Origin of the sequence: Kosakonia sp. H7A (assembly GCF_003028445.1) — a bacterium.
Classification (GTDB): domain Bacteria; phylum Pseudomonadota; class Gammaproteobacteria; order Enterobacterales; family Enterobacteriaceae; genus Kosakonia; species Kosakonia radicincitans.
On record NZ_PYTZ01000010.1, the window covers coordinates 100477 to 115271 of the forward strand.

Below are 14795 nucleotides of genomic sequence, written 5' to 3' on the forward strand. Positions count from 1 at the left end.
GCGACCGGAGTCGCCCATTATGTAACCGTTTATGGTTCAGATTGCCCAGCCGCCTGCATAGAAAGCAACCAGTGCAACCGCAATCACGATAGTCCCGATGTTCAGCTTGCGCCACTCACCGGAAACTACACGGCCAATCACCAGCGAGGCGAAACCGATCATGATGCCGGTAACGATGTTACAGGTCAGCACGATGAACACAGCGGTGATCAGGCCGGACATCGCATCCACGAAGTCAGCAAAATCAATTTTCGCCACGTTGCTCAGCATCAGCAAACCTACGTACATCAGCGCTGGCGCGGTGGCATACGCCGGAACCAGATAAGAGAGCGGAGAGAGGAACAGGATCAACAGAAACAGCACGCCGACGGTAATTGCTGTCAGACCGGTTTTACCGCCTGCCGCCGTACCTGCCGCCGATTCGATATACACCGCAGCCGGCGCCGCGCCAACCAGACCGGAGAAGACGCTGCTCAGTGAGTCGGTGGTCAGCGCTTTGCCGCCATCGATGATCTGGCCGTCTTTATCCAGCAGATTAGCCTGGCCCGCTACCGCACGGATAGTACCGGTGGCGTCAAACACCGCCGTCATCACCAGCGCCAGCACGCTCGGCAACACCACCGGGTTCAGCGCACCCACGATATCCAGGCTGCCGATCAGCGAGTTGCCTTTGTCATCGCTCAGCGATGGCATGGCGAAAATACCGGAGAAGTGCACGCTCGGATCGAAAATCAGGCCAACGATGGAAACGCCGATGATGGTCAGCAGGATGCCGCCCGGCACTTTCAATTTTTCCAGACCGATAATCACCGCCAGGCCGATCAGCGACATGATCACCGGGAAGCTGGCGAAGTGGCCCAGCGTAACCGGCAGACCGTCCAGCGGGTTTTTGATCACCAGACCAACGCCGTTTGCGGCAATCAGCAGCAGGAACAGGCCGATACCGATGCCGGTGCCGTGCGCAACGCCATGTGGCAGGTTGCGCAGGATCCAGCTACGGATGCCGGTCGCGGAGATAATGGTGAACAGCACGCCCATCAGGAACACCGCGCCAAGCGCGACAGGCACGCTGATGTGCTGACCCAGCACCAGGCTGAAAGCGGTGAACGCGGTCAGAGAGATAGCGCAGCCGATAGCCAGCGGCAGATTCGCCCACAACCCCATCACAATGGAGCCAACACCGGCGACCAGACAGGTGGCGACGAAAACTGCGGCAGGCGGGAAACCTGCTTTACCCAGCATGCCAGGCACCACGATCACCGAATAGACCATCGCGAGGAACGTGGTTAAACCGGCAACGATTTCCTGACGAACGGTACTGCCGCGGGCAGAAATTTTAAACAGTGCGTCAAGCGAACCATTGGTACGCGCAGAAGGCGTAGACATAGAAAACATCCCCTGAGAATTTTATTGTGCATTGTATTGCGTGGTGGACAGTCCACTGCCGGTTAAACGTCATCTCCCTGTGCTGCGTTGTGGTAAGGGGCCACAAAAAAGCAAACGTTTAACTCCGCGCATACAACGGGTGGTCAAAAAAAGGCAAACGATTATCCAGCGTTTATATGGCGCTTTTCAACTGAACTTTGCCGCTTTTTGCTAAATTTTGCTTATAGCGGCGAAGATCCAGGCGGACGATGCGCAAACGTTATCGTCGGTGCGCAACTTTGCAACATATTACGAACATTCTTAGCCGTCGGGGAAATCAACCGGCCCGCCCTGGACAATCGCCCGCTGCCAGGCCGGACGCATTTCCACCCGCTTTTTCCACGCCCGTAAATTGGGTAAATCATCCACGCCACCACGCGCCAGCAGCGCGAATACGGGGAAACTCATCTGTATATCCGCCATGCTGAGTTGATTGCCGGTAAACCAGCTATGCTGCGCCAGTTCCGCTTCAATAAAACGTGCGTGGGTTTCCAGTTGTCGGTTGAGAAAGGTTTTCTCCACACCACTCGCCAGCAGCTTACCGACGCTGCGCACGCCAAACGGCACAGGCGGTTTGCCAAGGCGTGTCATTATCAGTTTCATCAATAGTAGTGGCATCAGCGAACCTTCGGCGTAATGCAGCCAGAAGCGATAATCCTGTTTGCTTTTTCCCGTTTGCAGCGCAAACCGGTGTTCGGGATCGTAGGTTTCCTGCAAATATTCAAGAATCGCACCGGACTCAGCGATGATAAGCCCGCTATCTTCCACCACCGGCGATTTGCCCAACGGATGGATTTTTTTTAACGATTCAGGCGCCAGCATGGTTTTTTCACGCTGATAACGGACGATCTGGTACGGCACGCCCAGCTCTTCCAAAGCCCAGAGAATGCGCTGCGAGCGCGATTGGTTCAGGTGATGCACCGTAAGCATGGTTTACTCCTGTGCGGATTGACGCATTAACTATAGAAAATCAGCGGAACGGCGGATGAAATTTCCTGAAAAAAATTGAGCAAAAAAGTAGCAATTTTGCATAAGGAAACTACACTAAAAGTATCAGCACAATCCGGAACCTCCAACATACCTGAGGGGTGCTGATGTCGGGGGAAACCCTCCTGTACAGAACGGGATAGAGCGAAAGACAAAGACCGGAAAACGACTAAAGCGCCCCAACGGGCGCTTTAGTTTTTTATGCATTTCAGTCATCTTCCAGCAAGCGCGCGCCGGTGCCCTGCTGCCCCAACTGATCGCCTGGGTTACGCAACGGGCATTCACTGCGTGACAAACAGCCGCAGCCGATGCAGCCATCCAGCTCATCACGCAGAGCAACCAGCGTATGAATACGCCGGTCCAGTTCTTCCCGCCATTGCGACGACAACTGCTTCCACTCTTTTTTGCTCAGGGTGTGCCCCTCCGGCAAAACCCCGAACGCTTCGCCGATGGTCGCCAGCGGAATACCAATGCGCTGGGCAATCTTGATGATCGCCACATAGCGCAGCACATCGCGGGTATACCGCCGCTGATTGCCGCTATTGCGCAGGCTTTTAATAAGCCCTTTGCTCTCATAAAAGTGCAGCGCAGAGACGGCCACCCCGCTACGTTTCGCCACTTCTCCGGGGCTGAGCAGTGCTTTAATGCGTGGCATTCTCTTTTCCATAAAACCTCTTTACCTCAAGTTAACTTGAGGAATTATACTCGCTCCCAGACAAAACGACGAATCGGGAAATGAGGAAGCTTTATGTCCCATCAGCAAATTATTCAGGCACTTATCGAATGGATTGATGAACATATCGACCAACCAATGAACATTGATGTAGTCGCCAGAAAGTCAGGTTATTCAAAGTGGTATCTACAGAGAATGTTCCGTACCGTGATGCATCAAACGCTGGGCGACTATATTCGCCAGCGCCGATTACTGCTGGCAGCCGAAGCGCTGCGCACCACGCAACGCCCTATTTTTGATATTGCGATGGATTTAGGCTACGTCTCACAGCAGACGTTTTCGCGGGTGTTTCGCCGTGAATTCGATCGCACCCCCAGCGATTACCGGCACCAGGCCTGACAACCATCAACGCAGCTTTCAGGGCGAGCAGGTGTGGTAAATCTTCACTGCCCGCCCAGGTTTTACCGCCGTATCCTCCCTCACCAGCGATAAAATTGTCTCCTCTCTGATTCGCGTTCAATGCAGTGACTATTTTTCCGGATTGTTGTTTCAGCGGAATAATGCCGCTTTTCGCGCAGGGTCGGAATTAAAATTCCGAATTAACTGACCACAGATTGTCTTTCACCCTTATAAAATAGAAAATCCATTATAAAGCACGTCAGTTATCTCTGCCGACGAACCTCATTAAATATTCACAGGGCTGTACGTCTGTAAGTTCGATACATTTTTTCAATGGAATGAATATGCTTCTCCATCATGCTTTCAATAAAGTATTTATTGCCGTTATTACTGCACTATGGGCCACCAGTACAATAGCGATAACGGCCTACACACCACCGGAAAAAAGCCGAATTAAAAGCATTAACGCGCCTGATTCGGCTAATGATAATAAACACATTGACTTTACACTCGATGAAATAACCAACATCGGCCCGGATGTTATTCTGGCAGAAAAAGAAGATGCGGATATTTCAATAAAAAACAACTCAATAATTCATTTAACTGATGTTCTTTTCAGTGCAGATTATAGTGGTTCACTCTCGTTAGTGAATAACGGTGAGTTTTACAGCGAAGGGGGATTATTCCTGTTCACGCCGCAGAAAAACGCTACCCTGCACATTGAAAACAACGGCACTTTAGTGATGAATTCTTTGTTTTCCGCCTCGTTAGGCGAAGCGACTTCCTTCAGCTTAATCAACAAAGGGAAGATGCTCACCACGGACAATGACCTCATCCTGCTGCACTCTGCGCGGGGCGGCGATCTGAATATCATCAACAACGGCACAATGCATTCAGATAATTATGGTGTTCTGCACTTTTACCCCATCAGCGCAAATAAAATAAATGTCATTAATACGGGTGAAATTTCCGGCGCCAGAAAAACCCTCTTTTTTTCTACGGAGAATAGTGATGTTGACATCATGAACTCCGGGCTTATTTCAGCAACGGATGCCGGTTATTTTGCTATCGGTGTGGATGGTCAGCAATCATTTACGCTGACGCTTGAGAAAGGCTGGCGGATTGACGGCGCGGTCAACATTGATGACGCTTATGACAGTAAAAAAAATACCGTCAGAAATAACAGACTGGTGTTGAGCGGTAACGGCGACTCCTCTATTTCGTTATCACGCTTTTTAAATACGGGCAATATTAATGCCAGCAATAACAATGCGATCACCGGTATTAATTATCTGGAAAAAGAGGGTGACGCCATATGGACGCTGAAAGATAAACAAACCTCCGGAGGTTTTGAGCAGGTTAATATAAATCGGGGCGCAATCGTGCTTGATAACGCCACGCTACTGATGAATGCCCCCACCAAAGCCGTCATCAATAACGCCAATATTATTGTAAATGGCGATGCAGTTATTGAGGGCAGCCTGAAAAATGCCGGAACATTATCTACTGGTAAAGAAAAAGAGATCAACACACTGATTATTAAAGGCAATTACGAAGGAACCAACGGCAGTACACTCGTCTTTAATGCCACACAGAGCAGCGATCCCGCCGCCACGGGCCAGATGGTTATCGCGGGCGATGTCAGCGGAAGTACGCGCGTGCAGGTAAATCACCTGGGCGGCAGGCGCGCCAGCGCGATAGAAGGTAGTGGGTTGATTGCCGTAGTCGGGAAAGCTGACGGCGAGTTCCATCAGGGCGATCGTATAGTCGCTGGCGCATACGATTACACCCTGCAAAACACTAAAGACCAGACGGCAACCTACTGGTATCTGACCAGCGCACTTCCGGCACAGGGAAATAGCGCGATACGCCCGGAAGCGGGTCTGTATGGCGCCAACCTGGCGGCGGCCAACAGCCTGTTTACTACGCACCTGCAAGACCGTCAGACGAACGGTGAGGAAACGGCCTCCAGCCTGTGGTTACGTAATACCGGCGGTTATAGCGGCCAGTTCACGCCAGGCAACCAATTGGATATCCGCAGCAACCGCTATGTTGCGCAGTTGGGGGGTAACATTGCCCAGTGGAACACGGATAAAGAACGTTACCAACTGGGCATTATGGCAGGCTACGCGAGGGAGAAGAGTCACGCGCAAAACCGCTATAACGGTAACCACGCAAGCAGCATGATCAGCGGTTACAGCGCAGGTATTTATGCAACGTGGCTGCAGAATAACGACACGCGCGAAGGTGCATATATAGATAGCTGGGCGCAGTACAACTGGTTCGATAACACCCTTTCCGGCGATACGCTGGAAACCGAGACCTGGAAATCCCGCGGCTTCACGGCGGCGGTTGAATCCGGCTATAGCTGGCAACTGGTGGGCAGCCGAAATAACGGCCTCTATCTTCAGCCAAAGGCGCAACTGACCTGGATGGGCGTCAAGGCGGATTCGCTTACCGAGGCCAACGGCACCGCTGTCGAAAACAGGGGGAGCAACAACGTGCAGGCACGCGCGGGCGTGCGACTGTACGGCCACCTCACGCTGGATAATAGTCTGCACCGCACCTTCCAGCCCTTCGCCGAAGTGAACTGGCTACATAACACCCGGCAGTTCGGCGCATCTCTTGATGGCACGCGGGTTGATCTGACGGACAGCCGCAATGCGGCCGAAATTAAAACGGGAGTAGAAGGTCAGTTTACGCAGAATTTCTCACTGCGCGGCAGCGTAGGTGTGCAGGCCGGGAATAAAAGCGACCGGGAAACGTCGGCAATGCTGGAGGCAAAACTGTTCTTCTGATGGGATACGCGGCCCGCCATCATTTTAATGAGGGCGGATGCCGCACCCAGAGTTTAAAGTCCTCAGGCGGCAACGCTCTGGCAAAGTGCCAGCCCTGGCAGAACTGCACACCTCGCTTCAGCAGCCAGCTCACCTGCTCTGCCGTCTCCACGCCTTCGGCAATGATCTTCAGACGCAGGCTCTGCGCCATCTCGATAATATGTTCAGCAATCAAATGACTGGTGCTGTTGGTGGTCAGCGTGTCGATAAAGGATTTGTCGATTTTCAGGATATCGACATTCAACGAATAGAGGTTGTGCAGGTTGGAATAGCCGGTACCAAAATCATCAATGGCCACTTCATAGCCCGCCTGACGAAACGCCTGAATCACCGGCGTGGTTTTTGGCACATCAATAAACCCGCGCTCCGTCACTTCGATCTTAATCTGCTCCGCGCGTACCGAGTGTTCTCTTATTTTATTGGAAATCAACGAAATAAGGCGTGAAGAGTGAAAATCCGCAGCCGATAAGTTAATCGAAATATAAAGATGCGGCACCACCGCCAGGAAGTCGCCGAGATCGCTAAACACTTCATCGACGACATAATCCGTTATGCGTTCGATCATCCCCTCTTTTTCCGCCAGCGGAATAAATTCCGCCGGGCTCATCACCTGACCATTAAAACCCGGCCAACGTAACAACGCCTCAGCGCCGACGCAGGCGCCATTTTTAATATCGATAATCGGTTGATAGTGGAGTCGGAGCTGGCGTTTGGTTAACGCACGGTGGAGCATACGGCGGGGCGAGTTAAATTCTTGTCGTGTTCGTGACCACACTAAACAAAGGATCACACTGCAAATTAGCCCCAGCGGTAGCAGCAGCATCACCTGATGGTACAGTGCCTGAAAATAGTGCGCATTAGAGGTCGACACGATGATAGCAATTGGACGTTTATCCGAATGCGCGATGGTGTAAAAACGCCCGTCCTGCTGGAAGGTTGATGCCTGGCTGTGGATCAGCTTCTTCAGCGTCTCCAGATGCGCACTTTTACTGAGGGAGAAAAATAATTCGCTTACGGTGTCGTAGACGCCGTACGCCAGCGCGTCATCTTCTGAGGCGACATCGCTATAAGAAAGAGGATTGATCACTGCAACGTAATTACCGCGCTGCATATAGACCATTTTATAACCGGCATAAAAGGGGGTATTGCGGTAATAATAAATAGCAATGTCAGGCGAGCGTTTATACTCTGCGGGCGCAATAGCATACGATTGCGCGGGGGCAATAACGCTGGAGCATAAAAATTGGTCGCCATGCGCATAAATGAGATCGGCAACATACAAACTGCTGCGCACAATATCCAGCATCGCTTTGCGATGCTCCTGCGAGCATATCTGACCGTGAAATTTTTCCGCCGCGGTGCGAACGCTATCCACTTGCTGGATAACCACTTCAGTTTTATTTAACGCCAGGTGGGCAAAAGAGCGGAGCTGGAAGGCAGTTTCATTTACTGCTCGGATATGTGCAAACCATAGCGACAGCATCACCGGCAGGATGACTCCTATGATGATCCCGACGACTCTGAGCATCTTGCGACGCACGCTATGATTCATGTCCGCCTATATCCACGCATTTATTGTGCCTTTTTAATGTACGGCAGGATGCTTTGATAAACAGGTGATTACGTTGCATGAATCACACGACATTAGCAACTGACTTTTCTCATTAAAAACCTAATATTTGGTTATGACGAGAATATTCGACCGTAAGGTAAACTCAAAGTGTGCCCAATGTTTATATTAAGGAAAATATTTATCCATTCGTTATGGGGTGTTTTCACTTAATACAACACAGTATCACTGATTAAGCCAAACTTACCGTAGGATAAAAAATGGTGCGGCCTGTCGGGTATTTTTTCATCTAATGAATGACATTCCTTCATCTTTGCGTATTTATTTATAAAAAGCGCTGGCGACCACTGTTTTACTGCGTCCGCTACGTTTTGCATCGTACAGCGCGTTGTCAGCAAGCGTAAGTAAAACTGAAGTATCTGTCTGCTCACCGCACACGAATACTAAACCAGCGCTAAAGGATAATGGGATCTTTTCACTCCCGCTTAATAACGGTGAACGGACTAATGCCGCACGAATTTTTTGGCTAAAACGCAGCGCATTTTTACGATCGATGTGCGGCATCAAAATCAGAAATTCCTCACCCCCCAAACGGCCAAAGAGATAAGAGGGATCGCTATGCTCACGAATCTGGTCACAAAAATGCACCAGAGCAGCGTCGCCCGTCAGATGTCCCCAGCGATCGTTGATATTTTTGAAGTGGTCCAGATCCAGCATTAACAGACTGAAATGGCTACGAGAATCCTCAGGTTTGCACTGTACCAGCGCCTCCTTTAACTTCCGTAGCATAGAAAAACGATTATAGCAGCCGGTCAGATCGTCAATCGTCGCTTTTTTCTCCAGCTGCCGCTCCACTTTTTTACGCTCGGTGATATCCAGGCCAATACTCAGGATCGAGCGATCCGGCAGCAAAATATTTGACCAAAGCACGGTCAGCATCTGACCATCGCGCCGTATCGGATGCCACTCATGCATATCGACGGCGGGCGAAGTATTAATCGAAGAGCGAATTTGCTGGCGCATCTCCGGATCGGGGAAAAAGAGTGCTAATGGATCGGGCTGCTGATTAAGCTCATTAATGCTCCAGCCAAATAAACGTTCACACTCGCCATTCCATAAAATACAACGATTCGATTTATCGAAAGAATTCATTAAAACCGGGGCACGATCGAACAGTGCTTTATATTGTGTTACGACGCGCTGCATTTCTTTAGCGGCACGTTCTCTGACAAGAATTTCCTCCATATAATCTTTAAGTTTCTCCACCAGAATAATAACCACGTTCTTGATTATTGACAGTGACGGCAAAGGATAGGCAAACGCTAAAAAGAAATAACCTTTGATACTCGCATCTTTATAATTCAGCTTACATAATATACCGCTTTGCAATTTATTGGTGGAGAATGACTGTGTCGGAAATAATAATTTTCCAACATGCCGTCGCCAGCATATAACGCGCCAGGCACGCTGATTACGGCGCAGTTGCAACTGTTCCAGCAGGGTCTGCGCATCGCGGATCGTACACTCCATCTCTCCGCTGCAGGCTATCTGCCATGCGTCGTCCTGCTCGATCACCACCCAGGCAAGATGCGCGCCCAGGGACGCGTTGATGACCGACAATATATCTTCCATAGAGCGTTGCGCAGCGAGCCACGGCATCAACTTCGCCAGAAGCGTCAATGCCGCAGCACCGTCTCCTAAAGAAACGGCTAAATTCTCTGTTTTCATTTTTTCTTTTCGCAGGTTATTAACACCAAACCGACCTGCCATGATTTAATCAGGAAGAAAAAACACTCGCCCACAGTTGTCACATAACGTAAACGCGCACTGCGCATAAACCGTGACAAGAAAGAATATATCGATAGAGATCAGATGCCTGAATAATCATCAACAGGTAAATAAAGCTAACCACACAAGCATAATATATGTTCCGCGGACTGTAAATATTGTGGCAATTAGGGTGCTAAATATCACTTTAATACATGAATAATACCAGGGTTAATTCTCGCAAGTGCTAAGCAATATATCCTGGTGAAAAAAACGCGGCCAAACCCACCAAAATTAGTAGGAATACCCCGCAAAAAATGCTTTTCCCACTGGTGAATAAATCATCAAATGTGATACAGTTCACACATTCTTGAAACGGCCAGCCCGTTTCACATTGTTGTGCTACTTCTGCGGACTTCTGCGTCATCTTTGCCACTCGCGCGTAACGCCTGGTCCGCCCGGTATTCGATTCTTTCTGAGGATGGTTTCATGGCTACCTTTACCACCAGCGTAGTTCTGTTGCGCTGGCAGTTATTGAGCGCAGTGTTGATGTTTATGGCCAGCACGCTGAATATTCGCTTCCGTCGGGCTGATTATATCGGTCTGGCAGTGATCAGCAGCGGCATGGGTTTAGCAGCGGCATGCTGGTTCGCGACCGGTCTGCTGGGCATTACAGTGATGGATCTCACCAACATCTGGCACAACGTGGTGCAGGTCATGGCGGACGTCTCAAGTAAAGCCCCGCCAGACTGGCCGATGGTCATTACCTGATAAAAAAGCGCCTGCGGGCGCTTTTTTTTGTGTCTCCACTTAGCCCTGAATATCCCCTGCCTGCCGAAAAAAAATTTCCTTTTGTGATTTCGTTCGCATGGGAATGATATCTTCCATCCAGAAAATAATATATGCGGGCTAATTAAACCCGCTGCCGCTGCGCTACTGAGGCATCACTTTCTCCATCAGCACGCTGCTGTTCTGTATCGTCGAACTGGAAAAAAACCTCAGTAAATAACGCCCGGCGCGACGTGATTCGCCGTGCGATGGTCGTTATTTTTGACAGTATCTGAAGTGACGGGTTGCCTTACGGAGCCCGTCATTTTTATTGTCTCCTGCCCGCTTATTTCCCCAGCTTCGACAGCATCTCGGGGCGCATAAACTTGTGGATCACCAGCATAAACAGCACCGACGGCACCAGCAGGATCAGCGCGGTGATCGACGACACCTGGTAGTTGCCCGACATACTGGCGGTATAAAGCAAAATAGGCAGCGTGGTGATATCCGGTGCGCCGACGAAGAAGGTGGCGGTAAACTCATCCAGCGATTCCAGAAACACAAAGATGCTGGCGGCAATCAGCCCTGGCGCGGCCTGCGGCAGAATAATATGGAAAAATGTGTACACCGGCCCGGCGCCCAGATTGCGCGATGCGCGCGCCAGCAGCGGAGCGAGCGACGAAAACGCCGCGACGCTTATCCAGATGGAATACATCAGCCCATGTACGCTGTGCACTAGTACCACGCCGGCAATCGTGCCATTAAGTCCCCACTGATAAAACAGCCGCGCCACGTTCATATACACCGTCAGATTGGGAAACGCCTGCGGGATCAGAAACAGCAGCATAAAGAACGCACGACACGGCATACCGCGCTGGGCAAGCGCATAACCAGCCGGTACAGAGATGATCAGGCAAACCAGCACTGCCAGCACGGCAATCAACACGCTTACCGACAGCGAACCCGAAACGTCACTATATGGGCTAAACACCTGGCTCCAGTATTTCAGCCCCCACTGGCTCGGCAGCGTATGCGGGAAGAACCAGCTCTCCGCCACCGTCCAGATCAGCAGATTCAGCAGCGGGCCGAACAGCGCCAGCACCAGAAATGTCAGCAGCAGCGTTTGCAGCAGAAAACTGCCGCGCAGTTTTTGTCGGAAGGTATTCATGGCTGTGTTCCTTTCACCTGCAGGCTGTGGCGTAAATAGAACCAGGAAAGCAGCGCGCAAATCAGATACGAAATGACACCCATCGCGTTGGCGACCGGGTAATCACCGTAAGAGTTGACGCGAAACGCCATATCCACCGTCATCATCGTTGGCGTACCGGTGCCGATCATCAGCGGCACAGAAAGAACCGACATCATCGTCACGGTCGACAGCACCATCGCCACGCCAATCGTCGGCAGCACCTGCGGCAAAATAATGTCGAACAGAATGCGCTGGCGGGAAGCACCCAGGTTTTTCGCTGCCAGAATATGGGCCGGATCGACCGCCGACATCGCGCCGCAAATCAGCAGCGTAGTGAAAGCCATCTGTTTCCAGACAAACGTAATAATGATCCCGCTCCAGCCGAGCATCGACGTGGTTTCCATCGGCGTCATCACCCCGGCGGCGACCAGCACATTATTCATCAGGCCGTTTTTCGCCAGAAAAGTGCGCATCATTTGCGCGGTCACAATAAAGGGAATAAACAGCGGCAGGCGGTACAAAAAGGCCAGCGTTTTGACGATGCCGCGAAACGGCGACAGCACAATGATCGCCGCAATGCTGATCGACAGCAGCGCGAGGATCGCCAGTGACGTCAGCACAATAATCACGGTAAACAGAATGTCATTCGAGTAAAGCGCCAACACTTTATCAAAGTGCGCCAGCGTCAGTTGCCCTGTCTCGCGGGTAAAGGCGGAGATCAGCGAAAAGCCCAGCGGCCAGAGGAAAAACACCGCTATCATCAGCGTCGCCGGAGCCACCAGCAGTAAATATTTCATCGCGTGTCGCATGGTAAACCTGAGTTATCGCCGTAAAAAAGATGCCCGGACCAACAACGTCCGGGCACTCACATCCATCAGTTCGAAACCTGGCTCTCGTAACCCTCTTTGATGTCGTCAAAGTAGTGGGTAATCGGGAAGTTTTTGCCGTATTTCGCTAAATCTTGCGGTGAAATTTCCGCGAACAGCTTCTGCCAGGTGGCGTCATCCAGCTTCTCTTTGACGTATTTCGCGTCAATCCCTGGATACCAGTTGAACTGCTTCACAATCCCCTGCGCCTGCACTTCCGGGCTAGTCGCCAGCGCAATAAATTCCTGCGCCAGTTTGGCCTGAGCGGCATGCGCCGGCACCACGTAGTACATCGGCTGTCCTGGCATACCCGGCGCAATCAACGCCAGTTTGATCGACGGCGGCAGCTTGCCCTGATCTTTCCAGCTATAGAACATATCGACCCACACCGGCCCCATGGAGATTTCACCACGGCTCAGCATATCCAGCGTCCCGGCGTTACCGGGCGTAAAAGTGACGTTCTTGTTGAATTCTTTCAGTTTGGCGTAAGCCTGGGTCCACTCTTTTTCCACACCTTTATCGTATGGCTGTGCAGTAAGGCGATCCGCGCTGGTGCCATAGGCATACATCCAGCCCACAACAAAGCTCACGCCGGACATACCGTTTTTAATGCCGTTATAACCAAAGGCTTTCGGGTTTTTCTCTGACCACTGCACAAGTTCGTCGTAGGATTTCGGCGGCGTTTTGACAAGATCGCTGTTATAGGCAATTGCCGTCTGGCTTAAGAACATCGGCATGACGTAGCCATCAACATTAACGCCCAGTGCGTTTTTCGCGTTTTCCGCCGTCACCATCGCGCCAGTGCTGACAGCCGGGCGGTATTTATCCAGCAACCCTTTTTCAACCAGTTGTCCACCGGCATTCTGATGCACCACGGCAACGTCGATATCCCAGCTTTTCGCGCCGCTCTGTTGCTGCGCCGTCAGTTTTTCAATGATTTTATTCGACCCGGCATCGCCCGGCCCGGTGCCGATCACCTGCACTTTTACACCCGGATGCGCGGCTTCAAATTTCGGCCCCAGCCAGGTTTTGACATAATCCACCATATTTTGGTCGCCCGCCGTTGCAACATTGAGAACCGTTTCGGCGTTCGCGGCGTGCAGAGACCCCAAACAGAGTGCGGCTGTGACAGCAAGTTTCGTTTTTACGGACATGATGTATCCCCAGGAAAAAGTGTGTCGGTTGGCATTACAAAGGTTGTTCAAAAAGATGCAGTGCCGGTTGCGGAACATGCAGCACCACGGGCGTTTGCGCCGGCCAGAACTGCGGTGAATCGGCGAGCAAAAGCTGTCCATCGCAGCGCACGCTGTGGCGGTACTGGTGGCCAAGAAACGCGCTCTCCTCAATCACGCCCTCCAGCACTAACCCCTGCGGCGCCGGGGGCGTCAATGCGGCGTGAATGGTGACATCCGCGCTGCGAAAATAGAGGGTTTTGCCCCCGTCATCGGCGCTTGCCAGGCAGTTATCCGCACCCATAAAATCCGCCACGAACGGCGTTGCCGGGCGATGGTAGATATCTTCCGGCGTACCGATTTGCTCAATACGCCCGTTATTCAGCACCGCAATGCGATCGGCCATCACCAGCGCTTCCTGCTGATCGTGGGTGACGATAAGCGAGGTAAAGCCAAGCTTCTTTTGCAGCGCTTTAATTTCATGGCGCACATTGAGGCGCACTTTGGCATCGAGGTTAGATAGCGGCTCATCCAGCACCAGCACGTCCGGTTCAATCGCCAGCGCGCGTGCCAGCGCCACGCGCTGACGCTGGCCGCCGGAAAGTGCGGTCACTTTTATATCCGCATAACCTTCAAGGTTGACGATTTTTAATAATTCCTGCACCCGTTGTTGAATCGCTTCTTTTTTCACGCGACGCACTTTTAAGCCATAGCCAATATTTTGTGCGACGGTAAAGTGCGGCCACAACGCATAACTCTGAAAAACCATGGTGATATTTCGCTGCTCCGGCGTGCTGTGCGTAATATCCCGGCCGTTGATGGCAATCGCCCCTGATCGCACGGGAACAAAACCGCATAACGCATTGAGAAGCGTGGTTTTTCCGCAACCAGAAGGCCCGAGCAGCGCGATCATCTCGCCCTTTTCCACAGCTAAATGAATATCGTGGAGAACGATGTTATTGCCGTAGCCAATCTTCAGCTTATTAATTTGCAAATAACTCATGGGCGATCCTTTTATTCGACATCTTTTTCAACGATGAACACGTGTTCATTTATTTGTAAAAAAAATGCAACCTTGCAGCGACATTATGTGAGCCTACTTTGTCGTCTATTTGTGACAGTTTGATTAAGTCCGCGATAAT

At 51.3% G+C, this 14795-nt stretch carries 12 protein-coding genes; 3 read left to right on the forward strand and 9 right to left on the reverse strand.

Annotation, left to right across the window (positions count from 1 at the left end; translation table 11 throughout):
• Positions 1-36: 36 nt before the first annotated feature.
• The 3 genes from ghxP to soxR all read right to left on the reverse strand — a co-directional run bounded on the left by ghxP (position 37) and on the right by soxR (position 3079).
• Complete coding sequence (ghxP, locus tag CWM66_RS24075; RefSeq protein ID WP_043955634.1) at positions 37-1386, reverse strand: guanine/hypoxanthine transporter GhxP; 1350 nt, start codon at positions 1384-1386, stop codon at positions 37-39.
• A 300-nt stretch (positions 1387-1686) separates the two neighbouring features.
• Complete coding sequence (locus tag CWM66_RS24085) at positions 1687-2355, reverse strand: glutathione S-transferase family protein (protein ID WP_107147408.1); 669 nt, start codon at positions 2353-2355, stop codon at positions 1687-1689.
• 265 nt (positions 2356-2620) lie between these two features.
• Positions 2621-3079 (reverse strand): redox-sensitive transcriptional activator SoxR, encoded by a 459-nt coding sequence (gene soxR, locus CWM66_RS24090; RefSeq protein ID WP_035886898.1) that lies wholly within the window; start codon positions 3077-3079, stop codon positions 2621-2623.
• Between the two features lie 81 nt (positions 3080-3160).
• On the opposite strand from soxR, the gene soxS reads away from it, so the two are divergent.
• The gene (gene soxS / locus CWM66_RS24095) at positions 3161-3484 is read left to right on the forward strand and encodes a superoxide response transcriptional regulator SoxS (RefSeq protein ID WP_007372469.1); all 324 of its coding nucleotides are present in this window, start codon (positions 3161-3163) and stop codon (positions 3482-3484) included.
• 344 nt (positions 3485-3828) lie between these two features.
• Positions 3829-6282 (forward strand): autotransporter outer membrane beta-barrel domain-containing protein, encoded by a 2454-nt coding sequence (locus CWM66_RS24100; protein WP_158262966.1) that lies wholly within the window; start codon positions 3829-3831, stop codon positions 6280-6282.
• Positions 6283-6301: 19 nt separating this feature from the next.
• On the opposite strand, the gene CWM66_RS24105 is transcribed toward CWM66_RS24100, so the two are convergent.
• Together CWM66_RS24105 and CWM66_RS24110 are read right to left on the reverse strand one after the other, a co-directional pair.
• Positions 6302-7873 (reverse strand): EAL domain-containing protein, encoded by a 1572-nt coding sequence (locus CWM66_RS24105; RefSeq protein WP_007372467.1) that lies wholly within the window; start codon positions 7871-7873, stop codon positions 6302-6304.
• Positions 7874-8212: 339 nt separating this feature from the next.
• A complete protein-coding gene (locus tag CWM66_RS24110) occupies positions 8213-9619 on the reverse strand; it encodes a sensor domain-containing diguanylate cyclase (RefSeq protein ID WP_071921816.1) in 1407 nt (468 codons plus the stop codon).
• Positions 9620-10147: 528 nt separating this feature from the next.
• On the opposite strand from CWM66_RS24110, the gene CWM66_RS24115 reads away from it, so the two are divergent.
• Positions 10148-10429, forward strand: coding sequence for a YjcB family protein (locus tag CWM66_RS24115; RefSeq protein WP_007372465.1), 282 nt, complete (start codon positions 10148-10150; stop codon positions 10427-10429).
• Between the two features lie 343 nt (positions 10430-10772).
• Here the strand turns inward: CWM66_RS24115 and CWM66_RS24120 are convergent, their stop codons facing one another.
• The 4 genes from CWM66_RS24120 to CWM66_RS24135 form a co-directional block, all read right to left on the reverse strand.
• Entirely contained in the window at positions 10773-11594 is an 822-nt protein-coding gene (locus tag CWM66_RS24120) for an ABC transporter permease (protein ID WP_079517081.1), read from the reverse strand.
• Entirely contained in the window at positions 11591-12424 is an 834-nt protein-coding gene (locus CWM66_RS24125) for an ABC transporter permease (RefSeq protein WP_107147412.1), read from the reverse strand. Before CWM66_RS24125 ends, CWM66_RS24120 begins: the two co-directional genes overlap by 4 nt.
• A 65-nt stretch (positions 12425-12489) precedes the next feature.
• A complete protein-coding gene (locus tag CWM66_RS24130) occupies positions 12490-13635 on the reverse strand; it encodes an extracellular solute-binding protein (protein ID WP_035886891.1) in 1146 nt (381 codons plus the stop codon).
• Positions 13636-13669: 34 nt separating this feature from the next.
• A complete protein-coding gene (locus CWM66_RS24135; protein WP_035886889.1) occupies positions 13670-14656 on the reverse strand; it encodes an ABC transporter ATP-binding protein in 987 nt (328 codons plus the stop codon).
• Positions 14657-14795 lie beyond the last annotated feature (139 nt).

What these genes read in the sequence shown, in the direction of transcription:
- ghxP (WP_043955634.1), bottom strand. Translation starts at nt 1,386, where the DNA reads ATGTCTACGCCTTCTGCGCGTACCAATGGTTCGCTTGACGCACTGTTT.
- CWM66_RS24085 (WP_107147408.1), bottom strand. Translation starts at nt 2,355, where the DNA reads ATGCTTACGGTGCATCACCTGAACCAATCGCGCTCGCAGCGCATTCTC.
- soxR (WP_035886898.1), bottom strand. Translation starts at nt 3,079, where the DNA reads ATGGAAAAGAGAATGCCACGCATTAAAGCACTGCTCAGCCCCGGAGAA.
- soxS (WP_007372469.1), top strand. Translation starts at nt 3,161, where the DNA reads ATGTCCCATCAGCAAATTATTCAGGCACTTATCGAATGGATTGATGAA.
- CWM66_RS24100 (WP_158262966.1), top strand. Translation starts at nt 3,829, where the DNA reads ATGCTTCTCCATCATGCTTTCAATAAAGTATTTATTGCCGTTATTACT.
- CWM66_RS24105 (WP_007372467.1), bottom strand. Translation starts at nt 7,873, where the DNA reads ATGAATCATAGCGTGCGTCGCAAGATGCTCAGAGTCGTCGGGATCATC.
- CWM66_RS24110 (WP_071921816.1), bottom strand. Translation starts at nt 9,619, where the DNA reads ATGAAAACAGAGAATTTAGCCGTTTCTTTAGGAGACGGTGCTGCGGCA.
- CWM66_RS24115 (WP_007372465.1), top strand. Translation starts at nt 10,148, where the DNA reads ATGGCTACCTTTACCACCAGCGTAGTTCTGTTGCGCTGGCAGTTATTG.
- CWM66_RS24120 (WP_079517081.1), bottom strand. Translation starts at nt 11,594, where the DNA reads ATGAATACCTTCCGACAAAAACTGCGCGGCAGTTTTCTGCTGCAAACG.
- CWM66_RS24125 (WP_107147412.1), bottom strand. Translation starts at nt 12,424, where the DNA reads ATGCGACACGCGATGAAATATTTACTGCTGGTGGCTCCGGCGACGCTG.
- CWM66_RS24130 (WP_035886891.1), bottom strand. Translation starts at nt 13,635, where the DNA reads ATGTCCGTAAAAACGAAACTTGCTGTCACAGCCGCACTCTGTTTGGGG.
- CWM66_RS24135 (WP_035886889.1), bottom strand. Translation starts at nt 14,656, where the DNA reads ATGAGTTATTTGCAAATTAATAAGCTGAAGATTGGCTACGGCAATAAC.